Raw genomic sequence first — 25,761 nt, forward strand, 5'->3', positions numbered from 1 at the left:
CCATGCCCACGCTCGCTGACCGCTACATCCCCGTCCCCGAACACGCCGAGCGGCACTCGATCGTCATCCGCGCCCCGAGGGAACGAGTCTGGGCCGCCGTCCAGAACCTGCGCCCGAGCGACATCAAGGCGGCCAGGCCGCTCTTCGCCGCTCGCGACCTCATCTCCCGCCTGCTCCACGGGCACGCCCAGAGCGACCTGCCGAGCTTTGCCGTCCTGGCCGAGGAGCCCGGCAGGGAGGTCGTGCACGGGGTGGTCGGGCAGTGGTGGCGGCTGGGCGCCGCCGCCAACCTCACCGTCGCCGATTTCGAGACCTTCGACAGCCCCGGGTACGGCAAGGCCACCTTCGGCTTCCTGCTGACCGACCTCGGCGGCGGACGGACGCGGCTGACGACGGAGACCAGGGTCGTGACCACCAGCCCCGACGCGCGCCGCGCCATGGCCCGCTACTGGCTGGTGATCAGGTTCGGCAGCGGCCTGGTCCGCAGGGCGATGCTGGGGGCGGTGAAGCGCAGGGCGGCGGGCCGATAGCCTCGTCCCATGCTGGAAGAGATCACGGCGACCCGCTACGTGACCCCGTTGCGCGAGGGCGGGTCGCTGCCAGGCGTGGTGGAGGCCGACGACCTCGGCACCTACGCCGTGAAGTTCCGCGGCGCGGGTCAGGGGCCCAAGGTGCTGGTGGCGGAGGTCATCTGCGCCGAGCTGGCCAGGGCGCTCGGGCTGCGCACCCCCGAGCTCAAGCTCATCGAGCTCGATCCCCAGATCGGCCTGCGCGAGCCCGACTTCGAGATCCAGGCCCTGCTCCAGGCGAGCGAGGGGCTCAACCTCGCCGTCGACTTCCTGCCGGGCGCGCTGGGGTTCGACCCGCTCTCGTGGCAGCCCGACGCCGCGTTCGCCGCCGAGGTGGTGTGGTTCGACGGCCTCATCCACAACGTCGACCGCAGCTGGCGCAACCCCAACCTGCTGGTCTGGCACCACGACACCTGGCTCATCGACCACGGCGCCGCGCTGTGGTTCCACTACAGCTGGAAGAGCGCCGACCCGCAGCGGCCCTTCGACGCCGGCGACCACGTCCTCGCGCCTTTCGCCACCGACGTCTCCGCTGCGGGCGACAGGCTGGCCGAGAGGGTCACCAGGGAGCTCCTCTCGTCGATCACCGCTCTCGTGCCTGACGAGTGGCTGGAGGACGACGTGTTCGACTCGGCACAGGCCGCGCGTGAGGCCTACGTCGAGCACCTGCTCGCCCGCGCCCACGGCCCTCGGGCCTGGCTGCGCATGGCGGGCGGGACGCCCGCGAGGCCGAAGAGCGGCCCCAGCTCGGTCGGCGCGTTCTGGAAGCAGGGAGACAAGTGATGCAGCGCGACGTCTACGAGTACGCCGTCATCCGCGTCATCCCGCAGATGGAGCGCGGGGAGCAGATCAACGTCGGGATCCTGCTCTACTGCCAGCCGCGCGCGTACCTGTGCGCCCGCGTCGAGCTCGACGAGGCCCGCCTGCGCGCCCTCGACCCGGCCGCCGACGCCGCCCAGGTACGGCAGGCGCTGTCGGCCTACGAGCTGGCGTGCGGCGACGAGGCCGGCCCGCTGGTGCGCGAGTCCCTCGGCAGCAGGTTCCGCTGGCTGACCGCCCCTCGCAGCACGGTGGTGCAGACCTCGGCCGTGCACGCCGGCCTCACCTCCGACCCCGACGCCGAGCTGGCCAGGCTCTTCGACCGCCTGGTCCGCCTCTGACCGAGCGGCTCACACCTCGACGGTCATGCCGCCCACCGCGACCGCGATCTCGTCGCGGAAGCTTCTGCCCGCGGCCTCCACGGCGGCCTCGGGGTCCGTGCCCGGCCACAGATGCGTCAGCAGCAGCTGTCCCACCCCCGCCTCGGCGGCCTGCTGCCCGGCCTGGAAGGCGCTGGTGAGGTAGCCCGCGTCGTCGGGCGGCATCTGGTCGGGATAGGTCGCCTCGGCGATCAGGAGGTCGCTGTCACGAGCCAGCGCGACCAGGTCGGGGCTCGGGCCGCCGTCACCTGTGTAGGTGACCGACGTGCCGCCTGCCCGCACCCGCACGGCGGCGTTGGGCACCCAGTGCGGCAGCAGCGCCGTGTCGACCGTGAAGGGGCCGAAGGCCAGCCGGTCGCCGGCCTCGAACTCACGCACCTGGTAGGCCTCCTCCAGCATGCCCGGCCTGTCCAGGGACAGGACCGCCGACAGCGCGCCTGGCAGGGCGTGGATCGGCAGTAGCGGCGGCCTGTGCCCGCCCAGCGCCCTCGCCCTCAGCAGCGGGTTGAGGTCCGCGCAGTGGTCGGGATGTCCGTGGCTGATGACGACCGCGTCGACCTGCTCGGCGGCCGTCGTCTCCAGCAGGCGTGGCAGCGCCGCGTAGCCCAGGTCGAGCAGCAGTCTGAAGCCGTCGTGCTCCACCAGGAATCCGCTGCAGGCCTGTCCCGCGGTGGGCCAGGCGCCGCACCCTCCCAGCACGGTGATCCTCATGAGCCCGATGATGCCATCGAGCGCGGGGAGCCGGCGCGCCCTCGGCGTCGCCGGCTCCCCGCCGGGCCGTCCTGTCATGCGCCGCTGTCCGGCCGTTCAGAGCCTGACCAGCATCTTGCCGACGTTGCCTCCTCGCATCATGTCGAGGAAGGCCGCGGGCGCCTGGGCGATGCCCTCCGCCACGGTCAGCTCGGTGTGCAGCGAGCCGTCCGCCAGCCAGCCCGCCGCCTTGCCGATCCACTCGGGGAACAGGTGGAAGTAGCTGTTGATCAGCATGCCGCGCAGGTTGGCGTCCTTGGCCGCCAGCGAGAACAGGTTGGAGGGTCCGGGGACGGGTGAGGTGGCGTTGTAGGTGCTGATCGCGCCGACGAGCGCGATCCTGCCGCCGTGCCGCAGGGCGTCGATGGCGGCCACCAGGTGGTCGCCGCCGACGTGGTCGACGTAGACGTCGACGCCGTCGGGCGCGGCCTCGGCCAGCTGGGCGGCGAGCGAGCCCGCCCGGTAGTCGATGGCCGCGTCGTAGCCGAACTCCTCGACCAGCTTCCTGGCCTTCAGCGGTCCGCCCGCCGAGCCGATGACCCTGGTCGCGCCCAGCTTGCGGGCCAGCTGACCCGCGATGCTGCCCACCGCTCCCGCCGCCGCCGAGACCAGGACGACGTCGCCCTGCCGTACGGGGGCGACCTCGGTCAGCGCGGCGTAGGCGGTCAGGCCCGTGGTGCCGAGCGCGCCCAGGTAGGCCTCGGCGGGGGCCAGAGCGGTGTCGACCACGGTGGCGGCGGCCGCGTCCATGACGGCGTACTCGCGCCAGCCGAGGAAGTGCACGACGGTCGCGCCGACGGGGACGCCGGCCGAGCGGGAGGCGACGACCTCGCCGACCGCCGAGCCGTCCATGGGGGCGCCGAGCTGGAACGGCGGCAGGTACGACTCGACGTCGTCCATCCGCTCGCGCATGTAGGGGTCCACGGACATCCAGGTGTTGCGGACCACGATCTGGCCCTCTTCGGGCTCGGGGACGGTGGTCTCCACCAGCTCGAAGTGCTGAGGAGCGGGCTCGCCGACGGGGCGGGCGGCCAGGCGGATCTCACGGCTTGCGGTCATGGTGTCTCCTTGTTCGGCCGGTCTCGCTGACCGGTGGGACCACTGTGCCGAGCACCGCGCACGATCGGCTGGGGGTCGGCTGGGGGGCGGCCGGGGGTACGGCTGGGGCGCCGCGGGAGCTCGGCGATCCGCCCGCGGGGCACGGCGCCGTCGAGGGATCGCGGCCGGGTCCCGGGGCTGTGCGAGGGTGGCCACTCAGGGGTGTTTCAGGGTGGTCCCTGAAGGCGTCGCTCCCTGCCTGTAGGAGAGTTGGCTCTCGTGAAGACGAAGAGGACGATCGTGATCGCCAGCCTGGTCGGGCTCGGGGCGGCCCTGACGGGGTGCGGCGGGCTGGGCGCGAAGGAGCGGGAGAGCGTCAGCTACGACGTCACCGACAAGGTGGCGGCGCTGAGGGTGGAGGCCGATTCGGGCACCGTCGAGGTGGTGGAGTCCGACCGCAAGGGGATCCACGTGACCGAGACCCTCGTCTGGAGCAAGAACAAGCCCGCCACGAGCCACGTGGTGAAGGGCGACACGCTGGCGCTGTCGTTCACCTGCCCGATCTCGGTGGGGATCAACTCGGGCTGCGACGTGAGCTACCTGGTCGAGGTGCCGAAGGGCCTGCTGGTGGACGCCGAGACCGACTCCGGCCGGATGACGCTGACCGGCCTGTCGGCCGAGGTGAAGGCCAAGAGCGACTCGGGCGCGATCGAGGCCGACCGGCTGACCGCCAAGCAGGTCCTCGCGGAGACCGACTCGGGCGACACGAAGCTGGTGTTCACCGCGCCGCCCGACAAGGTGGAGACCAGAAGCGACTCCGGCTCCAGCGAGGTGCGCGTGCCGAAGGGGCCTTACCACGTCACGGCCGAGACCGACTCGGGCGACAAGGAGATCGCGGCGATCCACGACGACTCCGCCGCCAGGACGATCGAGATGAGCAGCGACTCGGGCCGCCTGGAGGTCGCCGCCTCCTAGCTAGTACACCTAGACGAGTAAGTCCTAAGTCGTTCGGCTGCGGGAACAGCGAAGGGTGTCGACGATCTGTTTGTGACGACAGACATCAACACCCTTCTCACCGCACTGTACGTGAAGATCGACGACTGGCTCGGCGCATCATCGCGCATCGGACGCCCACCAAAGCTGACCGACGCTGAGTTACTGACCCTGGCGGTGGCCCAGGTCCTGCTCGGTGTCCGTTCCGAGGCACGCTGGCTGCGGTTCGTCCCCCGACACCTGCCCGGCGCATTTCCCTACCTGCCCGGCCAATCCGGCTACAACAAACGACTGCGCCATGCCCTGCCCCTGCTCCAGCGCGCAATCCGGGCCTTGGCCCGCGACACCGACCTCTGGGCCGAGCTGGTGTGGGTGGTCGATTCCACCCCGGTCGAATGCGGCCGTTCCCGCCCCACCCCCCAGCGCTCGGACTTGGCCGGCTGGGCCGGCTACGGCTACTGCCGCTCCCACTCCCGCTGGTTCTGGGGCCTGCGACTACACCTGATCTGCACTCCGGCCGGACTGCCGATCACCTGGGCCCTGGCCACCCCGAAGATCGACGAACGACAGGTGCTGATGGCTATTCTCGATCACGATCCTGACCTGCTCGTCGACCGGCCCGGGCTGCTGATCGTCGCCGACAAGGGTTATGTGTCGGCCGAGCTGGACCACTACCTGGAAGAGCGGGGAGTACGGCTGCTACGGCCTTCGTATCGCAACCGCATGCCCCGTCCGGGCGAGCAGTTCCTCAAGCCCATCCGTCAGCTCATCGAATCGGTCAACCACACTCTGAAGGGCCAACTCGATCTCGAGCTTCACGGCGGACGCAGCCCGGAGGGGGTCGGAGCGCGCATCGCCCAGCGCATCTTGGCGTTGACCGCCGCGATCTGGCACAACCGCGCCACCGGCCAGCCCATCACACGATCACTGATCGCCTACGACCACTGATCAGACTTAGGACTTACTCGTCTAGACGTCCGTCCGGCCGAAGGCGGCGGCGTTGGCCGCGGCCCACTCCGCGAAGAGCCTGGGCGGACGGCCGGTGACCTGCTCGACGGTGGGCAGCACGGGCGACTCGTCGAGGTTGCCCTCGGCGAAGAAGTCGAAGAAGGCGTCGACGTACATCTGCGGCATGGCGGCGCTCATCTGGGCCCTGGCCTCCTCGTCGGAGAGCCCGACGAAGGTGAGGTCGCGTCCCAGCGCCTCGCCGAGCAGGCGCACCCTGTCGGCGGGAAGCAGCGACTGCGGCCCCGTGAGCGGGTAGACCTGCCCCTCGTGCCCGTCGGTCAGGAAGGCCGTGGCGGCGACCGCGCCGATGTCGAGGGGGTCGATGGCGGCCACCCGCACGTCGGGGAAGGCGTCCTTCACCACGTCGCCCGCCCTCAGCTGGTCGAGCCAGCGGAAGGTGTTGGCGAAGAAGGTGCGCGGGCGCAGGATCGTCCACGGCACGCCCGACTCGCGGACCATGGCCTCCGACTCGATGTGGTAGCGAGAGACGGCGTTGGCCGGGTTGCCCGTCTCGGCGGCGCTCGCCGACAGCAGCACGACGCGCTCCACGCCCGCCTTGGCGATCTCCGCCAGCGTCGCGGCCATGTTGTCGTAGCCGCTGAGCAGGAAGACCCCCCGCACCCCCTCCAGCGCCGCCGCGACGGAGGCAGGGTCGTTGAGGTCGCCTGTGGCGAGTTCGGCCGGCAGGTCGGCCTCCCGCCTGACCAGCGCGCGGACCGGCTCGCCCGCCTCGGCGAGGGCGCCTACGACGGCCCTGCCCGCGTTTCCTGTGGCTCCAGTGACGAGGATCATGAAAAGAGCCTAGAACAGGACAGACATGAACGTGTCGACCTCGTGGAAGCCGACCCTCCTGTAGACGGCCCTGGCCGCGTGGTTGAAGTCGTTGACGTACAGCGAGACGACTGGAGCGAAGCAGGAGAGCGCCGCCTCCACCACCGCCGCCATGCCCGCCACCGCGTGACCGTGGCCGCGCAGCGCGGGGTCGACCCAGACGCCCTGGATCTGGCAGGCCTGCGGGGTGACGGCGCCGACCTCGGCCTTGAACACGACCTTGCCGTCGTCGATGCGCGCGTAGGAGCGGCCGATGCGGATCAGCTCGGCCACCCGCGTGCGGTAGAGCGCGCCGCCGTCGCCCCCGTTGGGCGAGATGCCCACCTCTTCGGTGAACATCGCCACGCAGGCGGGCAGGAGGATGTCGAACTCCTCGGGACGCACCCGCCGTACGAGTGGGTCGGCGGGATACGGGGACTTCTGGGTGGTCGCCATGACCGGCTGCGACCAGCGGATGGCCCTGGCCCGCCCCCAGTGCGGCTCCAGCCGCTCCCACAGCAGCTCGACCGCGGGGGCGGGGCCGACGATGGACGAGCATCGGCGGCCCTGCTTGCGCGCGCGGTCGGCGAAGGCGTGCACGGCCTCGGGCCCGGCGTTGACCGGCACCAGATTTGCTCCGGCGTAGCAGAGCGAGGTGAGCGCGCCGCGCGGCCCGAACCCCCACATCTGCCCGCCCAGGCGCGTCGGGTGCAACCCGACGCTCCTGACCCGTGAGGCGACGAAGACGTTGGCGACAGGGTTGGTGTCGAGAAGTGCGAGCACTTCGTCCCTGTCGCTGTCGTCGAGCACACGCGACGCCGATGTACGCAGCATCACACCGGCCAGCCTACGCGACCTGCCCCGTTTTGACATGAACCACGCCCAGCTATCGACGGCCGAGCGCCTCCATCAGACGCAGGTGCGGCGCGTCTCCCGCCGCCATCCGCGCCATCGGCGTCGGTTCCGGCACGCCGGGGCAGTTCGCCCGCGCGGAGGGCAGCGAGCCGTCCTCGAGGTAGCGGAACAGGTGCTGGTCCACGCAGCTGTCGCCGCCCAGCGCGACGCCGTGGTTGCCACCCGGCACGACGAGCATGCGGGCGCTGGGGAACAGCCCGCGCATGTTCACCGCCCCCTCGTACGGCGTGGCGGCGTCGCGCCGCGACTGGATCATCAGGATCGGCGGCAGCTCACGGGCCGCCCTGAGCGTCACGGGCGTCCCTGCCGGCGTGGCCCAGAACGCGCACGGCGCGTTGTACCAGGCGTTGGGCCAGGTGAGGAAGGGCGCGACGCGGTGCAGCCTGGCCATGTCGGTCCGCCAGGTCGTCCAGGTGCGCGGCCACGAGGCGTCGGTGCACTGCACGCCCAGGTAGACCGCGTAGCCGTTCTCGTCCTCCGCGCTGTTCTGGCCGTGCTGCTTCCACACCTCGACCAGGCCCTGCACGTCACCCTGGCGCACGTACCTCGACCAGGCGCCCGCCAGGCTCGGCCACATCTGGTTGGCGTACCCGCCGAGGGTGAACAGGTCGTCAAGCTCGCTCGCCCCCACCTTTCCACCTGCCGCTCTGGCGGCCAGGCGATGGCGCATGGAGTAGTAGGCGAAGGAGGTCTCCTTCACCGTACGGCCCAGCCGGTAGACCGCGTTGTGCTTGGCCGTCCAGGCGAGGAAGTCGCGGTGACGCCGTTCGAAGGCGAGGTTCTGGGCGAGGTTGGCCTTGTACCAGACACCCTTGGGGTCGACCGTGCTGTCGAGCACGAGGCGCTTGAGCCTGCCGGGGAAGAGTGAGGCGTAGACGGCGCCGAGGTAGGTGCCGTAGGAGTAGCCGAAGTAGCTGATGCGCTCCTCCCCGAGCGCGGCCCTGATGGCGTCCATGTCGCGGACGGTGTTCTCGGAGGTCAGATGCGGCAGCATCCACGCCCACATGTTGCCGCAGCGGGCCGCGTACTCCTGGGCCCTGCCGAGCAGCACCCTCTCGGCCGCGAAGCTTCTCGGCACCTGGTCGGGGCGGGGCGCCGTGAAGTACTTGGCAGGATCGACGCAGCGCAGGGCAGGCTCGCTCTTGCCGACCCCGCGCGGGTCGAAGCCGACCACGTCGTAGCGGGCCGCCAGGTCAGGCGGCAGCGCCGAGGCGACATGCGTGGCCAGGGCGAGCCCCGAAGCACCCGGGCCGCCAGGGTTGACCAGCAGCGTGCCCAGGTGGTTGGCGTCGCGGGAGACCGATCCCTTCACCCTGTTGAGCGCCAGCTTGATCTTCTGGCCGTGGGGATCACGGTGGTCGAGAGGCACCCGCAGGGTGGCGCACTCCACCCCCGGCTGCTCCGGCTCGACCTCCGGCCGATCGATGAACCCGAGACTGCCAAGGACACGGGCGGCGAGCGAAGGCTGCTTCACACACGGTCCCCAGATCACCCCGGAGCCCGCGTTCGCCTCGGCGCTTCCCGCCCCGCCCAGCCCGGCGACCAGCAGCGCCAGTCCGGCGCCAATCCCGACAAACCGCTTCACCCTGCTGTCTCCTCTGCTCATAGGACAGGGAGATACTCCCCTGCGCTGTCATTTGACTACTGTGCGCATGGGTGATTGCTTGCCAACGTGTAATGCTCTCATTGCTCTGCGTAGCCATGGTGATGTGTCCCTCGGGCCATGGCGAGGACGCAGACCGTGGCGACGGCGGCGAGGGCGGCCAGCGCGAGGCACACCGCGCGAAGGGCGGAGGTGAAGGCCACGCCTTCCATGCTGCCTCCGCTGAGCGCGGCCAGCATCGCGCCCACGGCCGCCAGCGCCACGGTCTCGCTGGTCAGGCGCGCGGTGTTGAACAGGCCTGAGGCGGCCCCCGCCCGCTCAGGCGGGAGGCTGGCGATGGCCAGCCCGTCGAGCACCCCGTTGGACAGCCCCACGCCGATGCCGACCAGCGCGAACGGCGCCAGCAGCGTCATGAGCGTGCTGTCGGGCCCGATGGTGGCCAGAAGCAGCGCTCCCGACCCGCTCACCGCCACGCAACCGGCGACGGTCGCCACGGGACGCCGCCTGGCCAGCGCCGCCCCTGCCGGGGGAAGGACGACCGAGGGAACGGTCAGCATGAGCAGCCAGAGCCCCGCCTGCGCGGGCTGGAGGCCGACGACCGAGATCAGGTACGAGGGGAGGTAGACCACCAGCGGCACGAGGATGCCCATGAGGGCCCCCGCCGCCACCGAGAACGCCAGGAACCTCCTGTCGGCGACGAGACCGGTCTCGATCATCGGAAAGGCCACGCGGCGCTCCACGACGACGAAGGCCGCGGCCAGCACCAGCGCCGCGGCGAACGAGCCGACGATGATCGGGCTGCCGAAGCCCATGGCGGGGCCCTCGTCCAGGGCGAAGATCAGCATTAGCAGGGCGGAGGTGAACAGGGCCGCGCCCGCCCGGTCGACCCCGCGTCCACGCGCTCCGCGCATGGCGGGCAGCGCGGGCACGAGCGCCAGGGCCAGCGCGGAGATCGCCGCGGGCACGGCGAACACCGCCCGCCAGCCCAGCCACTCCACCAACAGGCCGCCCGCCGTGGGGCCGAGGGCGAGCCCCGCCCCGAGCGCCGCGCCGAGCAGGCCGAAGGCGCGCGCTCTGGCCTGGCCGTGGAAGGTCGCGGCGAGGATCGAGGTCCCGCCGGTGGTCGCCGCCGCCGCGCCGACCCCGCCGACGGCCCGCACGAGGTCGAGCAGCAGGATGTCGGTCGCGGCCGCGCCCGCCACGCCGCTCGCGCAGAACAGCGCCACGCCCCAGGCGAAGACCCGCCTGCGGCCCAGGACGTCGGTCAGCGAGCCCGCGAACACCAGGAAGGCGGCGAAGCAGGCGTTGTAGCTGTTGACCACCCACTGGGTCGCGGCCAGGCCGGCGTCCAGGTCGGCCCTGATGCCGGGCAGCGCGACAGAGGCGCCCGTGATGGACAGGGGAAGGGTGATGAGGGCAAGAAGAATGATGACGAGTGTTCGTCGCACCGCGCGCTCCGTGTGTCGAGCATGGAGCCGGGCAGCGGTAAGGGCCGCACCGGCGACTGACGCTGATGCGGCGGCTCAGAGTGGGATCACGCCGCCGCTAGGGGCGGCGCACTCTGTCCGACTCGGGCATGTCTGCCTTTCACTGGCACGATGAACGCTCGGTTTTCTACCGGACCAGACTCCTGGCCGTCAACTTCTCTGCCCCATGACGACGTCGTCCCGTGACGGCCTCTGCGCCATGACGGCGTTGCCCCGTGACTGTCTCCCCATGACGGCCGGCACGCCACCAGGCTCCCCGGCGTTCCGTGACGCCGGGGGGCGGCGAGGTCGGGACGGTGGGGGCGGCGGGCCCGGCGGGCCCCTGCGGACTCAGCCGACGACGACCTGCGGGCCTGAGACCTCGTCGTCGAGGTCGACCTCGACGCCCATCTGCTCGGCGATGCGCAGCGCCTCCTCGATCAGCGTCTCGACGATCTGCGACTCGGGGACGGTCTTGATGACCTCGCCCTTCACGAAGATCTGCCCCTTGCCGTTGCCCGAGGCGACCCCGAGGTCGGCCTCGCGCGCCTCGCCTGGGCCGTTGACGACACAGCCCATGACCGCGACGCGCAGCGGCACCTTCATGCCCTCCAGGCCCGCCTGGACCTGCTCGGCGAGGGTGTAGACATCGACCTGGGCGCGCCCGCACGAGGGGCAGGAGACGATCTCGAGACCCCGCTCGCGCAGCCCGAGAGACTCGAGGATCTGGGCGCCGACCTTGACCTCCTCGACGGGAGGCGCCGACAGCGAGACGCGGATGGTGTCGCCGATGCCCTCGGCCAGCAGCGCGCCGAACGCGACGGCCGACTTGATCGTGCCCTGGAAGGCGGGGCCCGCCTCGGTGACGCCGAGGTGCAGCGGGTAGTCGCACTGCCTGGCCAGCTGCCGGTAGGCGTTGATCATGACGACGGGGTCGTTGTGCTTGACCGAGATCTTGATGTCGCGGAAGCCGTGCTCCTCGAACAGCGAGCACTCCCACAGCGCCGACTCCACCAGCGCCTCGGGCGTGGCCTTGCCGTACTTCTGCAGGAGCCTGGGGTCGAGCGAGCCCGCGTTGACGCCGATGCGGATCGGCACGCCGGCGTCGGCGGCGGCCTTGGCGATCTCACCGACCTTGTCGTCGAACTTCTTGATGTTGCCGGGGTTGACGCGGACGGCCGCGCAGCCCGCCTCGATGGCGGCGAAGACGTACTTCGGCTGGAAGTGGATGTCCGCGATGACGGGGATCTGGGACTTCTTCGCGATGATCGGCAGCGCGTCGGCGTCGTCCTGCGAGGGGACGGCGACGCGCACGATCTGGCAGCCCGAGGCGGTGAGCTCGGCGATCTGCTGGAGAGTCGCGTTGATGTCGGCGGTGACCGTGGTGGTCATCGACTGGACCGAGACCGGAGCGTCGCCTCCCACCGGCACGCTGCCGACCATGATCTGACGGGAGTGGCGCCGCTCGGCCAACGGCTTCGGACGGACCGACGGGATGCCCAGTGCTACGGAAGTCACGTCCTCCAGTCTAGGCAGCGACAGGGACCGTCCGGTTACGCCGTCGAGAACATCCGCTTCGCCGCCTCCCGGGCCCATGCGTCAGCCGCCAGAACCTCTTCCACCGATTCGGCCGCAGTCGCCCTGTGCTGTTCGACGACCTTGGCGACAGTGTCGACGATCGCGAGGAAGGGAAGTCTGCCCTGCTGGAAAGCCTCGACGCACACCTCGTTCGCGGCGTTGTAGACGGCTGGAGCGGTGCCGCCCTCCTCGCCGACGTGCCTGGCGAGCGCGACGGCGGGGAAGGCCTCGTCGTCGAGCGGCTCGAAGGTCCAGGTGTGCGCCGTGGTCCAGTCGACGGCGTGGGCGGCGCCTGCGACCCTTCGGGGATGGCCGAGCGCGAGCGCGATCGGCAGGCGCATGTCAGGCGGGCTGGCCTGGGCGATGGTGGAGCCGTCGACGAACTCCACCATCGAGTGGATGATCGACTGCGGGTGCACCACCACCTGGATCCTGTCGAAGCCGATGTCGAAGAGCAGGTGCGCCTCGATCACCTCCAGGCCCTTGTTGACCAGCGTGGCAGAGTTGATCGTGATGACCGGCCCCATGGACCAGGTGGGGTGCGCCATCGCCATCTCGGGCGTCACGTCGGCCAGCTCCGAGCGCCTGCGCCCGCGGAAGGGCCCGCCGCTGGCGGTGACGACGAGCCTGCGCACCGCCTCGGGGTCGTGGCCCGACGGGCCTGCCGCCCACAGCGACTGCTGCAGCGCGGAGTGCTCGGAGTCGACGGGCAGGATCTGCCCCGGCTTGGCCAGCCGCTTGACCAGCGGCCCTCCGATGATCAGCGACTCCTTGTTGGCCAGCGCGAGCGTGTGGCCCGCCTCCAGCGCGGCGAGGGTGGAGGTGAGCCCGAGCGCGCCGGTGATGCCGTTGAGCACGACGTCGGCCGGCATGGCCGCCACCTCGGCGACGCCCTCGGGGCCTCCCAGCACGGTGACCCCCGGCAGCGCCTGTCTCAGCGCGGGCACGGCCGCCGCGTCGGCCACCGCCACCACCTTCGCGCCCGTCTCGACGGCCTGCCTGGCGAGCAGGTCGGTCCTGCCTCCGCCCGCGGCGAGGGCGGCGACGGCGAACCGCCCAGGGTTTCGGGCGATGACGTCGAGGGCCTGGGTGCCGATGGAACCGGTCGATCCGAGCACGGTCACGGAGCGGGAGAGGTCTGAGTCCACGGCCCCATTGTTCCGCATCCGCCGCAACGCCTGTTAATCAGGGGAATTGAAGTAAATAAATGTCCGAATAACGCTATATCGTTCTACGCAATTAGCGAGAAATCTGGATATTGGTGCCGCTAGCTTCCAACCTCAGTTCCGGTCAATGGAGGTACGCATGCACCGCAGACTCGCTCTGCTTTCCATCCTCACCCTCGCCACCGGCGCCGCCGCGCTCCCAGCGGCGGCGGCTCAGGCGGGAGCGGGACCGAAGCCGGTCGCCGAGGAGGCCGCCGACACCAAGACCGAGCAGAAGGCGGTCACGCAGTACTGGACGCCGGAGAAGATGGAGGAGGCCCAGCCGCTCACGCCTCCCGCGCCCAAGTCCGGCGGCAAGTACGGCGCCCCAGGCGAGCCCACCACCGGCATCCCGTGGGAGGCCCCGCCGACCAGCTCGGCGCCCGGCCAGCCGCAGGCGGCCAAGGCCAGCTCGGGCACCGCGTGGACGGGCGGCGGCGCGATCACCAAGACCGCGGGCCGCGTCTTCTTCACCTACCAGGGCCGCAACGCCTCGTGCTCGGGCAACGCGGTGACCAGCGCGAACAAGAGCGTCGTCATGACCGCGGGGCACTGCGTCAAGATGGGCGGCGCCTTCCACACCAACTGGGTCTTCGTCCCCGGCTACGACAAGGGCGCGAGGCCGCACGGCACCTGGGTGGCCAGCAAGCTGCTCACCACCCCGCAGTGGGACGCGCGCGAGGACATCAACCACGACGTCGCCGCCGTGGTCGTGGCCCCGCTGCAGGGCAAGGCGCTGACCGACGTCGTCGGCGGCCAGGGCGTGGCCTTCAACCAGGGCAGGCGCCAGCAGATGCACTCCTTCGGCTACCCGGCCGCCGCGCCGTACGACGGGTCGAAGCTGATCTACTGCAGCGGCAGGGCCTTCGACGACTTCCTGATGTCGAAGGACCACGGGCTCACCTGCAACATGACGGGCGGCTCCAGCGGCGGGCCCTGGTTCGTGAGCTTCGACGAGAAGACCGGGCTCGGCACGCAGAATTCGGTGAACAGTTTCAAGTACAACTTCGCGCCCAACTGGATGTTCGGCCCGTATTTCGGCGCCGAGGCCCAGGCTGTCTACAACGCCGCGCAGAACACGAACGCACTCTGAGCTGATTTACCGAAAGTAGTCACAACAACACACCTAGTAGTGCAGACTCGTGGGTCATGACCTCGAGCCTCCCCCTGCTTGCGTCCGTTCCACTCGTCGCAGGCATGTTGGGCGCGGCCCTGATCGGCGCCACGCCCGTCCAGCACGCATCGAAGCCGGTCGCGCCGGTCCCTGCCCAGCAGGAGGACGTCGTCGAGCACGTGGCAGCTCGCAGTTCTGACGAGCAGCGCCGCGTGCTCGACTACTGGACCCCCACCAGGATGTCGAAGGCGCTGCCGATCGACCTGCTCGACACGGTGGCCAAGACCGCCCTCCCCAAGGACGGTGGCCTGCTGAGCGGCCTGTCCAACAGGGCGGGCCTCGCCACCGCGCCCGAGCTCTCCGGAGCCGCGGGCAGGATCGTCACCCCCCGCCGGCAGTCCGCCAGGCCCACCGCCACGACCAGCGGCTCGCGCTGGGGCACGGGCGGCCTCGTCACCCGCACCACCGGCAGGGTCTTCCTCACCATGGACGGCGTCGACTTCGTCTGCTCGGCCAGCACCGTCAAGAGCGCCAGCAAGGACCTCGTCGTCACCGCGGGCCACTGCGTCAAGGACGGCAAGGGCGCGTGGGCAGGCAACTGGACCTTCGTGCCGGGCTACGAGCCCGGTGGCGGCAAGCCGTACGGCTCCTACACCGCCCGCAGGATGTTCGTCGCGGGGCCGTGGTCCCGTTCGGCCGACGACAGCTACGACGTCGGCATGGTGGCGCTCAACACCTCGAACGGCCGCCACGTCGCCGACGTGGTGGGCACGCAGGAGATCGCCTTCAACTCCTCGCGCGGAGGCCAGGTCTACGGCTTCGGCTTCCCCGCCGACCCGCCGTTCGACGGTGAGAACCTCATCTACTGCTCGGGGCAGGTCCGCGACGATCCCTACGGCCAGACGCGCGACCAGGGCCTGCGCTGCGACATGACCGCGGGCTCCAGCGGCGGTCCCTGGCTGTCCTCCTTCGACGTCACCACCGGGCGCGGCAGGCTCACCTCGGTCAGCAGCTTCAAGTACAGCAACGACCGCGGCACCATGTACGGCCCCTACTTCGGCGACTCGGCCAAGGCGCTGTTCACCACGGCCGAGCGGGCCTGACCGTCGCGTCACACGCTCGAAACACGGAGGTCGTTATCCTGCCGCGCATGCGGATAACGTCAGAGAACTCCGAATCGCCGCAGGTCGTGGAGCTGTGCGCGGAGCAGCAGGCCGAGCTGGCCTGGCGTCAGCGCGACGTCGTCGACGACACCCCCAAGCACCTCGACCCCCGCATCTCCTTCCTGCTGATGCGGTCGGACGAGCTGGCGGTGGGTTGCGTGGGGCTCCAGCCGCTGGAGCCCGGCGTGGGCGAGGTCAAGCGGATGTACGTCAGGCCCGGCCACCGCGGTCGCGGCCTGTCCAGGACGCTGCTGGCGGAGGTGGAGAAGCTCGCCGCCGAGCGCGGCATGCACACGCTCAGGCTCGAGACCGGCCGCCTGTTCGAGGAGGCGATCGGCCTCTACACCTCCGCCGGCTACGCCTCGATCCCGCGCTTCGGCGACTACGCCGACTGCGCCGAGAGCGTCTGCTTCGAAAAGCGCCTCTAGCACCTCGATCATCCTGACGGCGACCCGCCCGCCGGTGATCGAGTAGTCCCTCTCGGCGTAGAGCGCGTCCACGCCGCCCAGCAGGCTGCGCGGGGTCCCGTCCAGCGGTGCGGTGAAGGCTGAGACACCGGTTGGCTGAACGACCAGTCAGTGGGTAGTGTTCCGACATGAGAATCCTTCTTGTGGGAGCCGGCGGCGTCGGCTCCGCCGTGGTCCCCATCGCCGCCCGCCGAGATTTCTTCGAACACATCGTGGTCGCCGACTCGAAACAGGACCGGGCGGCCGCGGCCGCCGCCAAGGCCGGCGACGCCCGGTTCAGCGCCATCCAGCTCGACGCCTCCGACCGGGCCGCCGTGGTCGCCGCGTTGCGCGAGCACCGGTGCGACGTGCTGTTCAACGCCGTCGACCCGCGCTTCACCATGCCGCTGTTCGAGGCGGCGCTGGAGGCGGGGACGCACTACCTCGACATGGCGATGTCCCTGTCCAGGCCGCATCCGCGCGCGCCGTACGAGCTGACGGGTGTGAAGCTCGGCGACGAGCAGTTCGCGAAGGACGCCGAGTGGCGCGCCGGCGGAAAGCTGGCGCTGGTCGGGATGGGCGTCGAGCCAGGCCTGGCCGACGTGTTCGCCAGGTACGCCGCCGACCACCTGTTCGAGAGCATCGAGGAGCTGGGCGTCAGGGACGGCTCGAACCTGGTCGTCGAGGGCTACGACTTCGCGCCCACCTTCTCCATCTGGACGACGATCGAGGAGTGCCTCAACCCGCCGGTGGTGTGGGAGGACGGCCGGTGGCGCACGACCGAGCCGTTCAGCGAGCCGGAGGTGTTCGACTTCCCCGAGGGCATCGGCCCCGTGGAGTGCGTGAACGTGGAGCACGAGGAGGTGCTCCTGGTCCCGAGGTGGATCGACGCCAAGCGGGTGACGTTCAAGTACGGCCTGGGCGAGGAGTTCATCGGCGTCCTCAAGACCCTTCACAAGCTCGGCCTCGACGGCACCGACAAGGTGCGGGTGGGCAAGGAGGAGGTGGCGCCGCGCGACGTGGTCGCAGCGAGCCTGCCGGACCCCGCCACGCTGGGCGAGCGCATGCGCGGCAAGACCTGCGCGGGCACGTGGGTGAAGGGCACCGGCAAGGACGGCAGGCCGCGCGAGGTCTACCTGTACCACGTGGTCGACAACGCCTGGTCGATGAGGGAGTACGGCGCGCAGGCCGTGGTGTGGCAGACCGCCATCCACCCGGTGGTGGCGCTGGAGCTGGTGGCCAGGGGCGTGTGGAGGGGCGAGGGCGTGCTGGGCCCCGAGGCGTTCGACGCGGTGCCGTTCCTCGACCTGCTCACCGAGTACGGCTCGCCGTGGGGCCTGCGCGAGCAGACGGTGACCCGGGCCGCCTAGCGCGAGGGAAGGCCCACGACGGTGGCGGACATGGCGGGAAGCAGCGCCTCGGCGCAGTCGGGGCAGGCCAGCACCCGAGAGCTGTCGGGCAGGCGCCCGACGTGCACCCTGGGCCTCGGCCACCGTTTGTGGCACACCACGCAGGCGTCGCCGTCGCGCTGCGCGAAGCTCAGCCCCTCAGGGTCGAACGTCGCCATGCCGAGCCAGTCCATCACGCTCCTCGCAGTCACCGCTCGTGGTCATACCCGAACCGTTATAGCCGGATGATCGTTGAGCGCACTGCCAAGCAATGGTGAAAACTCGGCGATGGCGATACGCAAAAACGGGCATCCAGCCGCAAGCCGGATGCCCGATTTTCGCGAGGTTAGGCCGACAGCGCCTTCTCGAGGATGGCCAGGCCCTCTTCGAGCAGGTGCTCGGGCATCACGAGCGGCGGCAGGAAACGCAGCACGTTGCCGTAGGTGCCGGCGGTCAGCACGAGCAGACCCTCGGCGTGGCACCTGCGGACGATCTCCGCCACGACCTCTGGGTTGGGCTCCTTGGTGCCGGGCTTGACCAGCTCGATCGCGATCATCGCACCGCGCCCGCGGACGTCGCCGATGACGTCGAAGCGCTCCTGCATCGCGTGCAGCCTCGGCAGCATGATCTCGCCGATGCGGCGCGCCCTGGCGACCAGGTCCTCCGACTCGATGGTCTCCAGCACGCCCAGCGCGGCCTCGCAGGCCAGCGGGTTGCCGCCGTAGGTGCCGCCCAGGCCGCCCGCGTGCACCTTGTCGAGCAGGTCGGCGCGGCCGGTGACGGCGGCCAGCGGCAGACCGCCCGCGATGCCCTTGGCGGTGGTGATGATGTCGGGGACGATGCCCTCGTCCTCACAGGCGAACAGCTGCCCGGTGCGGGCGAAACCGGTCTGCACCTCGTCGGCGATGAAGACGATGCCGTTCTCGCGGCAGTACTCCGCGATGCGCGGCAGGAAGCCCTTGGCGGGCTCGATGAAGCCGCCCTCGCCCGCGATCGGCTCGATCACGACAGCGGCCACGTTGCCCGCGCCGATCTGCTTGTTGATCGCGTCGATGGCCTGGGCGGCGGCCTCCTCGGCGCAGTTCTCCGGACCCGTCGGCCAGCGGTAGGGGTAGGCCAGCGGCACCCTGTACACCTCGGGCGCGAAGGGACCGAAGCCCTGCTTGTAGGGCATGTTCTTGGCGGTCAGCGTCATGGTGAGCAGCGTGCGCCCGTGGTAGCCGTGGTCGAAGACCACGACGGCCTGCCTGCCGGTGGCAAGGCGCGCCACCTTGACCGCGTTCTCCACGGCCTCGGCGCCGCTGTTCACCAGGAACGTGCGCTTCTCGTGGTCGCCGGGGGTGAGCTCGTTGAGCTTCTCGCACACCTCGACGTACGACTCGTACGGCGTGACCATGAAACAGGTGTGCGTGAAGTCGGCCACCTGCCTGCTGACCCGCTCGACCACGCGGGGAGCGGCGTTGCCCACGCTGGTGACGGCGATGCCGGAGCCGAAGTCGATCAGGGAGTTGCCGTCGATGTCGACGACCACGCCGCCACCGGCCCTCGTCACGAAGACGGGCAGCGTGGTGCCGATGCCGGGCGGCACCGCCGCCTGCTTGCGCGCGAGCAGCTCCCGCGACTTCGGCCCTGGGATCTCGGTGACGAGGCGACGCTCCTGCGGAAGCGCCGGGCCTCCCTGATATGTGCTCATACCGTGACGGTACGGCGGGCGGCGCCCAACGCCGATGTGTCGCGATGGCACAATGGGCACAGCTCGCTTTGCCGGAATGGACAAACACTCGATGGCGCCTTCTCTGCAGACCGTGGTGCGCCGCATGCGGCTGCGCCCGCTGGCCGGTTCGCTCGACCGTCCCGTTCGCTGGGTCGCGGTCAGCGAGCTCGAGGATCCCACGCCGTTCCTCGAGGGCGGCGAGCTGGTGCTGACCACCGGCATGCGGCTGACCTCGGGCTTTTCGGCCTACGTGGGCAGGCTGGTGGAGCGCGGGGTCGCGGGGCTCGGGTTCGGCGTCGGCCTGACCCATGACGACGTGCCGGCCGAGCTGGTCGAGGCGGCCATGGCGGCGGGCCTGCCGCTGCTCGAGGTGCCGCGCGAGACCCCGTTCATCGCGATCGGCAAGACGGTCAGCGAGCTGCTGGCAGCCGAGCAGTACGACGAGATCAGCAGGGCCTTCGCCGCGCAGGGCAGGCTCACGCGGGCGGCGCTGCGGCCCGAGGGCACGCACGCGGTGATCGACAGACTGGCCAAGGAGGTGGGCGGCTGGGCCGCCCTGATCGGCGAGTCGGGCGAGGTCGCGCACGCCACCCCTGACGCCCGCCTCGACACCGTGCTGCCCGCGCTCGACCGGCTGCGCCGCGGCTCTCACCGGCAGGAGCCCGCCGAACGCCCGCTGTCCAGCGTGGCGCTGTCGTCGCCGGGCGAGCACGTGATCGTGCAGCCGCTCAGCGGTACCTCCAGGCGCATCAGGGGGTTCTTCGCCGTCGGCGCCCCGCACCCCTTCTCCCCCGTCGCGCACACCGTCGTCAACGCCGCGGGCTCGCTGCTCACCCTCGCGCTGGAGCAGGGCAGGTCGCAGCTGGCGGCGGAGAGAGGCGTACGCGCGGCCGTCCTGAGCCTGCTGCTGGCGGGAGAGGTGGAGCGGGCGCGGGCGGCGCTGGCCCCGATGGGAGGGCGGCTGCCCGCCGAGCCCGTCACCGTGCTGGCGGCCGACGGCGAGACGCTGGAGGCCATGGATCCGCGCACGTTCACCACCGAAGGTCTGGCGCTGGTCGAGGAGGTGCCGCCGGGGCTCGAGGGGCCCGTCGGGGTGAGCTCGCCCGTGCCGTACGGCGAGCTCGACAGCGCGATCGAGCAGGCGGGCCGCGCGCTCGAGGCGGCGCGCAAGGCCGAGGGCGGCACGGTGAGGTTCGCCGACCTGGCGGGCCAGGGCCTGCTGGCCCTGCTCGACCCCGCGGCCGCGCACGCCTTCTCCTCGGCGCTGCTCGCGCCGCTCAACGAGTACGGCTCACGCGCCGACCTCGTCGAGTCGCTGCGCGCCTACCTCGGCGCCAACGGCCACTGGGACGCGGCCGCCCAGCGCCTCGGCGTGCACAGGCACACGCTGCGCTACCGGATGAAGCGCGTCTCCGAGCTGCTCGGCCGCGACCTCGACGATCCGGGGGTGCGCGCCGAGCTGTGGATCGCGCTCAGCTCTTGCCCGCCAGGTAACAGCAGATCGTCGCGGTCGTGACCGCCTCGTAGGTGCGGCCGTCGCGCAGGTGCCCGGCCCGCTCGAGGCTGATCGCGCCCTGCGCCGCCGCCCACAGCGCGTCGGCGATCTTCCGAGGCTGCGTGGGCACGAGGTAGCCGGCCGAGATGCAGTCGGAGATCACCCTGTCGAGGATGTTGAGCGCGGCGCGGGCCAGGGTGCGCGCCCGCTCGCTCGGCTCGAAGCCGGGGATGGCCCGCTCGAACATCAGCGTGTAGAAGCCGGGCTCGGCCAGGCACGCCTCGCGGTAGGCGGGGCCGAGCGCGGTGAGGTACTCGAAGGGATCCTTCCTGGCGGGCACCGCCTCGAGGAAGCGGCGGAAGCGCTCGAAGCCCTCCAGGTAGAGCGCCTCGGCCAGACCCTCCCTGCTGCCGAACATCGTGTAGATGACCGTGGTGGAGCAGCCCGCCTCTGTCGCGATCCTGCGCATGGACAGGCTGTCGGGCCCTTCGCGGGTCAGCAGGGTCACCGCCACCTCGAGGGTGCGGCCGCGCAGCCGGTCGTGGGAGGTTCGTTCACCCAGCAGGTAGGCACCTTGAAGCCCCAGCGGCGCAGACGTGGTCATGGGGCCATGCCTTTCATGCTCGGGGGAACCGCACCAGGAGGACTTAGCCAGTAAGGAGATCGCTCAAACCACTCGACAAGCTAAACATCCCGAAATAGCACTACATCTGTTACACACGGCTTTGTTCGGAACGGCCTGACGGCACCCCCGCTGTTGTGCAACGTGGAGAACTTACCCGTCGCAGGATGTGGCATACCGTCAGGGTATGGACGTGCGCAGCTTCTGGCTCGCAGGTCGGCCCGCCACGGGCGACCGCGAGCTCACCGTTACCAACTCCCACGACGGCCGCGTGGTCGGCACCTACTCGGTGCCCACCGACGCGCAGGTCGAGGAGGCTGTCGCCGCGGCCGCGGCCGTACAGAAGGAGGCCGCCGCGCTGCCCGTGCACGTGCGCGCCGAGGCGCTGGCCCACGTGGCCAAGCGGCTGGCCGAGCGGCACGAGGAGATCGCGCAGCTGATCACCGGCGAGAACGGCAAGCCGATCTTCTGGGCGCGCGGCGAGGTCAACAGGGCCATCTCCACCTTCCGCTTCGCCGCGGAGGAGACCAGGCGCTGGTCGGGCGGCGTGCAGCGGCTCGACACCGAGCCCGCGGCGGCAGGACGGCTGGCCTACGTCAGCCGCCAGCCGAAGGGCCCCGTGCTGGCGATCACGCCCTTCAACTTCCCGCTCAACCTCGTCGCGCACAAGGTCGCCCCCGCGATCGCGGTCGGGGCGCCCGTCATCGTGAAGCCCGCGCCCGCCACGCCGCTGTCGTCGCTGGTGCTCGGCGAGATCCTGGCCGAGACCGACCTGCCCGCGGGGATGTTCTCCGTCCTGCCGGTCGAGAACGAGCGCGCCTCCGCCCTGGTGCAGGATCCCCGCCTGCCGGTGGTCTCCTTCACGGGATCGGGCCCGGTCGGCTACGCGATCATGGACCAGGTGCCGCGCAAGCACGTCACGCTGGAGCTGGGCGGCAACGCCGCGGCCGTCGTGCTGGCCGACGCCGACCTCGACTGGGCGGCCTCGCGCGTCACCCTGTTCTCCAACTACCAGGCGGGGCAGAGCTGCATCGCCGTGCAGCGGGTCATCGTCGAGGAGTCGGTGCGGGCGGCCTTCGAGGAGAAGCTGGTCGAGGCCGTCGCCGGCCTGGTCACCGGCGACCCGCTCGACGAGAAGACGCAGGTGGGCCCGCTGGTCTCGGTGGCCGCCGCCGAGCGCGTGGCGGCCTGGGTGGACGAGGCCGTCGCCTCGGGCGCCCGCGTGCTGGCCGGCGGCACCCGCGACGGCGCCACCGTCGCGCCCACGGTCCTCACCGACGTCCCCGCCGACGCCAAGGTCTCCTGCGAGGAGGTCTTCGGCCCCGTCATGATCGTCAAGCCGGTCGCCTCCGTCGACGAGGCCTTCGCCGAGGTCAACTCCTCCAAGTACGGCCTGCAGGCGGGCGTCTTCACCCGCTCGCTCGACGTGGCGTTCAGGGCCAACCGCGAGCTGGAGGTCGGTGGCGTCATCATCGGCGACGTGCCGTCGTACCGCGCCGACCAGATGCCCTACGGCGGCGTCAAGGAGTCGGGCGTCGGCCGCGAGGGCGTCCACTCGGCCATGGAGGACCTCACCTACGAGAAGGTCATGGTCCTCACGGGCCTGTCGCTCTGATCGCACAGGGCGGGGAGCGGCGTCCGGGAACGCCGCTCCCCGCCCTGTCCCGCGCTCACGGCCTGAGCGCCGCGAGCTGCTGCTCGAACGGGACGACCTCGTCCACCTGGGCCCTGACCGGCTGCTCCTTGCCCATCAGCCCCGCCAGCTCGGAGGCCGCGCGCTCGATGCGCTCCGACAGGCCCTCCGCTCCCCAGTCCTCCGAGGCCGCGTACACCGCCGTCGGGGCCACGATCGCCCTCAGGTAGGCGAACATCGGCCGCAGCGCGTGCTCCAGCGCCAGCGAGTGCCGCGCCGTGCCTCCCGTCGCCGCGATCAGCACCGGCTTGCCCGCGAGGGCGTCGTGGTCGATCACGTCGAAGAAGGACTTGAACAGCCCGCTGTAGGACGCGGTGAAGATCGGCGAGACGGCGACCAGGCCGTCGGCCGAGGTCACCGCGTCGATCGCGGCGCGCAGCCTGGACGCGGGGAACCCGGTCACCAGGTTGTTGGCGATGTCGACGGCCAGGTCACGCAGCTCGATGACCTCGACCTCCACCTCGGGCACCCGGTCCACCAGCGCCGACGTCAGCCGATCGGCCAGCAGGCGGGTGGAGGACGGCAGGCTGAGACCGGCCGAGACGACGGCGAGCTTCATGATGGATCAACCCTTCTGCGCGAGCAGCGACTGGTGAGTGGGGGCGTCGGGCACGTTGGCGGGCCGCCCGATCGCGAACTCCTTGCGGAGCACGGGCACGACCTCCTCGCCGAGGATGTCGAGCTGCTCCAGGACCGTCTTCAGCGGCAGTCCCGCGTGGTCCATGAGGAACAGCTGGCGCTGGTAGTCGCCGAAGTACTCCCTGAACTTGAGCGTCCGCTCGATGACCTGGTCGGGGCTGCCGACCGTGAGCGGGGTCTCGGCCATGAACTCCTCGAGCGAGGGGCCGTGGCCGTAGACGGGGGCGTTGTCGAAGTAGGGGCGGAACTCGCGGACGGCGTCCTGGGAGTTCCTCCGCATGAACACCTGGCCGCCGAGTCCGACGATGGCCTGCTCGGGAAGGCCGTGACCGTAGTGGGCGTAGCGCCTCCTGTAGAGGCTGATCAGCTGCTGGTAGTGCTCCTTCGGCCAGAAGATGTTGTTGGCGAAGAACCCGTCGCCGTAGTAGGCGGCCTGCTCGGCGATCTCGGGGCTGCGGATCGAGCCGTGCCAGACGAACGGCGGCACGCCGTCGAGGGGCGCGGGCGTCGAGGTGTAGCCCTGCAGCGGGGTACGGAAGCGGCCCTCCCAGTCGACCACCGGCTCGCGCCACAGCCTGTGCAGCAGCGCGTAGTTCTCGATGGCCAGCGGGATGCCGTCGCGGATGTCCTTGCCGAACCAGGGGTAGACGGGGCCCGTGTTGCCACGGCCCATCATCAGGTCCACCCTGCCGTCGGCCAGGTGCTGCAGCATCGCGAAGTCCTCGGCGATCTTCACGGGGTCGTTCGTGGTGATCAGCGTGGTCGAGGTCGACAGGATCAGGCGCTCGGTCCTGGCCGCGATGTAGCCGAGCATCGTCGTCGGCGAGGAGGCGACGAAGGGCGGGTTGTGGTGCTCACCTGTCGCGAACACGTCGAGGCCCACCTCTTCGGCCTTGAGCGCGATCGTGACCATCGCCTTGATCCGCTCGGCCTCCGTCGGCGTCCTGCCGGTGGTCGGGTCGGTCGTGACGTCGCTGACGGTGAAGATTCCGAACTGCATGGCGATCGCCGCCCTTCATGTTGAAGTTTCAATCGTCATGAACAGTGACCATTGACAGGATATTCCACACATGAAGAAGGAGCGCCCCGGGGTCGGGGGGAACACCCGGGACGCCCCTTGGCGGACGTCACCCAGCGGGGGGACGGGCGCGCCCGCGGCATGGTCAAGCGGTGGCCGGCAGGCCCCCGATCAGCTCACAAGTCCTTGCCACCGCTTGGTCCAGGCGACATAGTCAGTGCATTCCCCCTCAGGGGGTGCGCAATCCCCCGGTGGGCGTACGGCAAAGACCACCTTTGCCGGCTTGGCCGCCTTGGTGACGCCGTAGGCGGCGCAGACCGCCGCGGCCCTGCCCTTGCAGGCCTTGGAGGTGGCGGGGGCCAGCCCCACCCACGCGGCGGCGTCACGCTGGGTCTCGGGCATCGCGGTCCAGCTGAGCCAGCGGTAGGCGCAGTCGAGGCTGGGCGTGCTCGCGTTCAGCATCCAGGAGTCGACCCAGCCCGTGATCGCGGACGTGTCGAGCGCCTTGACGTTCCTGCCCGCCTTCTGCAGCAGCATCCTGAAGTACGGCGTGGCCTGCGCGATGTCGACCTTGCCCGTGGCGAACGCGCGCACCAGGGTGATCGGGTCCTTCCAGTACAGCCGGTTCTTGTTCTTGCCCAGCAGCGTCATGGCCTGGTCGAGCTGGCCCGCGGTGAGCTCGTACGGGTCCTCGGCCCCGCCGGCGAGCGCGGCGTCGGCGATGGAGAGAGGACTGTCGGGCAGCGCGGCGGTCTGGCTGTCGTACAGCGCCGAGGCGTCGCGCGGCTTGGTCTTCGAGGCGTCGTAGATGATCTCGTGGGTGCCCCACAGGTACGGCACGCCGTACACCTTGCCGTCGACCTCGCTCTGGTCGCGCAGCTGCTTGGTCAGCTCGTCGTACCCCGTGACCCTGGCGGTGTCGATGGGCTGCACCTGCTGGGCCGCGATCAGGCTCGCGGCCACCTCGGGCCCCGCCGAGATCACGTCGTAGGCCCGCCTGCCCACGATGTCCTGCATATCCTGGGCGGTCTGCACGGTGTCGAGCCTGGCGATGCGGCAGCCCGTCGCGCTCTCGAAGTCGGCCACCCAGTTCGTCGTGGCGCCGCCCGACTCCGCGTACCCCTTGTAGGTGAGGATCTGCAGGGTGCCGTCGCTCTGGGTGGGGCTCGTGGTCGGCGTCGGGCTCGAGGCCGGTGTCCGCGAGGGAGTGGGGCTGGCCTTGGGAGCGGGGGTCACGGGCCTGGCCGTCGCGGTCGCCGTCGCGCATCCGGCCATCGCCATACACGCCGCAACGGCGACAGCCATGGCAGATATGTGGTGTTTCACGAAGTCCCC

Annotated in this window: 25 protein-coding genes; 11 read left to right on the forward strand and 14 right to left on the reverse strand. The window is 70.7% G+C overall.

Going from position 1 to position 25,761, the window contains the following annotated elements; translation table 11 throughout:
- The first annotated feature begins 2 nt into the window (after positions 1 to 2).
- From FHR33_RS16940 to FHR33_RS16950, 3 genes are read left to right on the forward strand one after another with little or no spacing between them, the layout of a single operon-like run.
- A complete protein-coding gene (locus tag FHR33_RS16940) occupies positions 3 to 530 on the forward strand; it encodes a hypothetical protein (RefSeq protein ID WP_183648433.1) in 528 nt (175 codons plus the stop codon).
- A 9-nt stretch (positions 531 to 539) separates the two neighbouring features.
- On the forward strand, positions 540 to 1,352 hold the full coding sequence (locus FHR33_RS16945) for a HipA family kinase (RefSeq protein ID WP_183648436.1): 813 nt from the start codon (positions 540 to 542) through the stop codon (positions 1,350 to 1,352).
- Positions 1,352 to 1,729: a DUF3037 domain-containing protein gene (locus FHR33_RS16950; protein WP_183648439.1), complete on the forward strand. Its 378-nt coding sequence runs from the start codon at positions 1,352 to 1,354 to the stop codon at positions 1,727 to 1,729. Before FHR33_RS16945 ends, FHR33_RS16950 begins: the two co-directional genes overlap by 1 nt.
- Before the next feature lie 9 nt (positions 1,730 to 1,738).
- Here FHR33_RS16950 and FHR33_RS16955 read toward each other — a convergent pair whose 3' ends face one another.
- Entirely contained in the window at positions 1,739 to 2,479 is a 741-nt protein-coding gene (locus tag FHR33_RS16955) for an MBL fold metallo-hydrolase (RefSeq protein ID WP_183648442.1), read from the reverse strand.
- 96 nt (positions 2,480 to 2,575) lie between these two features.
- Positions 2,576 to 3,577: an NADP-dependent oxidoreductase gene (locus FHR33_RS16960; RefSeq protein ID WP_183648446.1), complete on the reverse strand. Its 1,002-nt coding sequence runs from the start codon at positions 3,575 to 3,577 to the stop codon at positions 2,576 to 2,578.
- A gap of 258 nt (positions 3,578 to 3,835) precedes the next feature.
- Here FHR33_RS16960 and FHR33_RS16965 point away from each other — a divergent pair, with 258 nt between their 5' ends.
- On the forward strand, positions 3,836 to 4,531 hold the full coding sequence (locus FHR33_RS16965) for a DUF4097 family beta strand repeat-containing protein (RefSeq protein ID WP_183648448.1): 696 nt from the start codon (positions 3,836 to 3,838) through the stop codon (positions 4,529 to 4,531).
- A 72-nt stretch (positions 4,532 to 4,603) separates the two neighbouring features.
- A complete protein-coding gene (locus tag FHR33_RS16970) occupies positions 4,604 to 5,497 on the forward strand; it encodes an IS982 family transposase (protein ID WP_183648451.1) in 894 nt (297 codons plus the stop codon).
- A 21-nt stretch (positions 5,498 to 5,518) separates the two neighbouring features.
- Here FHR33_RS16970 and FHR33_RS16975 read toward each other — a convergent pair whose 3' ends face one another.
- The 6 genes from FHR33_RS16975 to dxr all read right to left on the reverse strand — a co-directional run bounded on the left by FHR33_RS16975 (position 5,519) and on the right by dxr (position 13,095).
- On the reverse strand, positions 5,519 to 6,349 hold the full coding sequence (locus FHR33_RS16975; protein WP_183648455.1) for an NAD(P)H-binding protein: 831 nt from the start codon (positions 6,347 to 6,349) through the stop codon (positions 5,519 to 5,521).
- Between the two features lie 9 nt (positions 6,350 to 6,358).
- Positions 6,359 to 7,201, reverse strand: a complete 843-nt coding sequence (locus FHR33_RS16980; protein ID WP_183660126.1) for a GNAT family N-acetyltransferase — start codon at positions 7,199 to 7,201, stop codon at positions 6,359 to 6,361.
- A gap of 52 nt (positions 7,202 to 7,253) precedes the next feature.
- Entirely contained in the window at positions 7,254 to 8,867 is a 1,614-nt protein-coding gene (locus FHR33_RS16985) for an alpha/beta hydrolase (protein ID WP_312895569.1), read from the reverse strand.
- Positions 8,868 to 8,965: 98 nt separating this feature from the next.
- Positions 8,966 to 10,333: an MFS transporter gene (locus tag FHR33_RS16990; RefSeq protein WP_183648461.1), complete on the reverse strand. Its 1,368-nt coding sequence runs from the start codon at positions 10,331 to 10,333 to the stop codon at positions 8,966 to 8,968.
- A gap of 369 nt (positions 10,334 to 10,702) precedes the next feature.
- Complete coding sequence (gene ispG / locus FHR33_RS16995; protein ID WP_183648464.1) at positions 10,703 to 11,869, reverse strand: flavodoxin-dependent (E)-4-hydroxy-3-methylbut-2-enyl-diphosphate synthase; 1,167 nt, start codon at positions 11,867 to 11,869, stop codon at positions 10,703 to 10,705.
- A 35-nt stretch (positions 11,870 to 11,904) separates the two neighbouring features.
- Positions 11,905 to 13,095 (reverse strand): 1-deoxy-D-xylulose-5-phosphate reductoisomerase, encoded by a 1,191-nt coding sequence (gene dxr, locus FHR33_RS17000; RefSeq protein ID WP_183648467.1) that lies wholly within the window; start codon positions 13,093 to 13,095, stop codon positions 11,905 to 11,907.
- A 139-nt stretch (positions 13,096 to 13,234) separates the two neighbouring features.
- On the opposite strand from dxr, the gene FHR33_RS17005 reads away from it, so the two are divergent.
- From FHR33_RS17005 to FHR33_RS17020, 4 genes are all read left to right on the forward strand, one after another.
- Positions 13,235 to 14,227 (forward strand): trypsin-like serine peptidase, encoded by a 993-nt coding sequence (locus FHR33_RS17005; protein ID WP_183648471.1) that lies wholly within the window; start codon positions 13,235 to 13,237, stop codon positions 14,225 to 14,227.
- A gap of 104 nt (positions 14,228 to 14,331) precedes the next feature.
- The gene (locus tag FHR33_RS17010; RefSeq protein ID WP_246451959.1) at positions 14,332 to 15,351 is read left to right on the forward strand and encodes a trypsin-like serine peptidase; all 1,020 of its coding nucleotides are present in this window, start codon (positions 14,332 to 14,334) and stop codon (positions 15,349 to 15,351) included.
- 47 nt (positions 15,352 to 15,398) lie between these two features.
- Positions 15,399 to 15,839, forward strand: coding sequence for a GNAT family N-acetyltransferase (locus FHR33_RS17015; RefSeq protein ID WP_183648477.1), 441 nt, complete (start codon positions 15,399 to 15,401; stop codon positions 15,837 to 15,839).
- A gap of 167 nt (positions 15,840 to 16,006) precedes the next feature.
- On the forward strand, positions 16,007 to 17,227 hold the full coding sequence (locus FHR33_RS17020; RefSeq protein WP_183648480.1) for a saccharopine dehydrogenase family protein: 1,221 nt from the start codon (positions 16,007 to 16,009) through the stop codon (positions 17,225 to 17,227).
- Here FHR33_RS17020 and FHR33_RS17025 read toward each other — a convergent pair.
- Both FHR33_RS17025 and gabT read right to left on the reverse strand, forming a co-directional pair.
- Complete coding sequence (locus FHR33_RS17025) at positions 17,224 to 17,439, reverse strand: hypothetical protein (RefSeq protein ID WP_246451970.1); 216 nt, start codon at positions 17,437 to 17,439, stop codon at positions 17,224 to 17,226. The genes FHR33_RS17020 and FHR33_RS17025 overlap by 4 nt on opposite strands.
- 152 nt (positions 17,440 to 17,591) lie before the next feature.
- A complete protein-coding gene (gene gabT / locus FHR33_RS17030) occupies positions 17,592 to 18,938 on the reverse strand; it encodes a 4-aminobutyrate--2-oxoglutarate transaminase (protein WP_183648483.1) in 1,347 nt (448 codons plus the stop codon).
- 91 nt (positions 18,939 to 19,029) lie between these two features.
- On the opposite strand from gabT, the gene FHR33_RS17035 reads away from it, so the two are divergent.
- Positions 19,030 to 20,475, forward strand: a complete 1,446-nt coding sequence (locus FHR33_RS17035; RefSeq protein WP_183648486.1) for a PucR family transcriptional regulator — start codon at positions 19,030 to 19,032, stop codon at positions 20,473 to 20,475.
- Here FHR33_RS17035 and FHR33_RS17040 read toward each other — a convergent pair.
- Complete coding sequence (locus FHR33_RS17040; RefSeq protein ID WP_183648489.1) at positions 20,432 to 21,058, reverse strand: TetR/AcrR family transcriptional regulator; 627 nt, start codon at positions 21,056 to 21,058, stop codon at positions 20,432 to 20,434. The genes FHR33_RS17035 and FHR33_RS17040 overlap by 44 nt on opposite strands.
- A gap of 205 nt (positions 21,059 to 21,263) precedes the next feature.
- Between FHR33_RS17040 and FHR33_RS17045 the strand changes: the two genes are divergently transcribed.
- The gene (locus FHR33_RS17045) at positions 21,264 to 22,691 is read left to right on the forward strand and encodes an aldehyde dehydrogenase family protein (protein ID WP_183648492.1); all 1,428 of its coding nucleotides are present in this window, start codon (positions 21,264 to 21,266) and stop codon (positions 22,689 to 22,691) included.
- Positions 22,692 to 22,746: 55 nt separating this feature from the next.
- On the opposite strand, the gene FHR33_RS17050 is transcribed toward FHR33_RS17045, so the two are convergent.
- The 3 genes from FHR33_RS17050 to FHR33_RS17060 form a co-directional block, all read right to left on the reverse strand.
- Positions 22,747 to 23,328, reverse strand: a complete 582-nt coding sequence (locus FHR33_RS17050; RefSeq protein ID WP_183648495.1) for an FMN reductase — start codon at positions 23,326 to 23,328, stop codon at positions 22,747 to 22,749.
- A 6-nt stretch (positions 23,329 to 23,334) separates the two neighbouring features.
- Positions 23,335 to 24,408, reverse strand: a complete 1,074-nt coding sequence (locus tag FHR33_RS17055; RefSeq protein ID WP_183648498.1) for an LLM class flavin-dependent oxidoreductase — start codon at positions 24,406 to 24,408, stop codon at positions 23,335 to 23,337.
- Between the two features lie 189 nt (positions 24,409 to 24,597).
- The gene (locus FHR33_RS17060; protein ID WP_183648501.1) at positions 24,598 to 25,731 is read right to left on the reverse strand and encodes an extracellular solute-binding protein; all 1,134 of its coding nucleotides are present in this window, start codon (positions 25,729 to 25,731) and stop codon (positions 24,598 to 24,600) included.
- Positions 25,732 to 25,761 lie beyond the last annotated feature (30 nt).

This window comes from Nonomuraea dietziae, assembly GCF_014195505.1.
Taxonomy (GTDB): domain Bacteria; phylum Actinomycetota; class Actinomycetes; order Streptosporangiales; family Streptosporangiaceae; genus Nonomuraea; species Nonomuraea roseola.

Excerpts from the sequence above, each read along its gene's own strand:
- FHR33_RS17045 (WP_183648492.1), top strand. The coding sequence starts at position 21,264 with ATGGACGTGCGCAGCTTCTGGCTCGCAGGTCGGCCCGCCACGGGCGAC.
- FHR33_RS16950 (WP_183648439.1), top strand. The coding sequence starts at position 1,352 with ATGCAGCGCGACGTCTACGAGTACGCCGTCATCCGCGTCATCCCGCAG.
- FHR33_RS17010 (WP_246451959.1), top strand. The coding sequence starts at position 14,332 with ATGTTGGGCGCGGCCCTGATCGGCGCCACGCCCGTCCAGCACGCATCG.
- FHR33_RS16955 (WP_183648442.1), bottom strand. The coding sequence starts at position 2,479 with ATGAGGATCACCGTGCTGGGAGGGTGCGGCGCCTGGCCCACCGCGGGA.
- FHR33_RS17040 (WP_183648489.1), bottom strand. The coding sequence starts at position 21,058 with ATGACCACGTCTGCGCCGCTGGGGCTTCAAGGTGCCTACCTGCTGGGT.
- FHR33_RS17055 (WP_183648498.1), bottom strand. The coding sequence starts at position 24,408 with ATGCAGTTCGGAATCTTCACCGTCAGCGACGTCACGACCGACCCGACC.
- FHR33_RS16960 (WP_183648446.1), bottom strand. The coding sequence starts at position 3,577 with ATGACCGCAAGCCGTGAGATCCGCCTGGCCGCCCGCCCCGTCGGCGAG.
- FHR33_RS16980 (WP_183660126.1), bottom strand. The coding sequence starts at position 7,201 with ATGCTGCGTACATCGGCGTCGCGTGTGCTCGACGACAGCGACAGGGAC.
- FHR33_RS17020 (WP_183648480.1), top strand. The coding sequence starts at position 16,007 with ATGAGAATCCTTCTTGTGGGAGCCGGCGGCGTCGGCTCCGCCGTGGTC.
- FHR33_RS17035 (WP_183648486.1), top strand. The coding sequence starts at position 19,030 with ATGGCGCCTTCTCTGCAGACCGTGGTGCGCCGCATGCGGCTGCGCCCG.
- dxr (WP_183648467.1), bottom strand. The coding sequence starts at position 13,095 with ATGCGGAACAATGGGGCCGTGGACTCAGACCTCTCCCGCTCCGTGACC.
- FHR33_RS17005 (WP_183648471.1), top strand. The coding sequence starts at position 13,235 with ATGCACCGCAGACTCGCTCTGCTTTCCATCCTCACCCTCGCCACCGGC.
- gabT (WP_183648483.1), bottom strand. The coding sequence starts at position 18,938 with ATGAGCACATATCAGGGAGGCCCGGCGCTTCCGCAGGAGCGTCGCCTC.
- FHR33_RS17015 (WP_183648477.1), top strand. The coding sequence starts at position 15,399 with ATGCGGATAACGTCAGAGAACTCCGAATCGCCGCAGGTCGTGGAGCTG.
- FHR33_RS16975 (WP_183648455.1), bottom strand. The coding sequence starts at position 6,349 with ATGATCCTCGTCACTGGAGCCACAGGAAACGCGGGCAGGGCCGTCGTA.
- FHR33_RS17050 (WP_183648495.1), bottom strand. The coding sequence starts at position 23,328 with ATGAAGCTCGCCGTCGTCTCGGCCGGTCTCAGCCTGCCGTCCTCCACC.
- FHR33_RS17025 (WP_246451970.1), bottom strand. The coding sequence starts at position 17,439 with ATGGACTGGCTCGGCATGGCGACGTTCGACCCTGAGGGGCTGAGCTTC.
- FHR33_RS16945 (WP_183648436.1), top strand. The coding sequence starts at position 540 with ATGCTGGAAGAGATCACGGCGACCCGCTACGTGACCCCGTTGCGCGAG.
- FHR33_RS17060 (WP_183648501.1), bottom strand. The coding sequence starts at position 25,731 with ATGGCTGTCGCCGTTGCGGCGTGTATGGCGATGGCCGGATGCGCGACG.
- FHR33_RS16940 (WP_183648433.1), top strand. The coding sequence starts at position 3 with ATGCCCACGCTCGCTGACCGCTACATCCCCGTCCCCGAACACGCCGAG.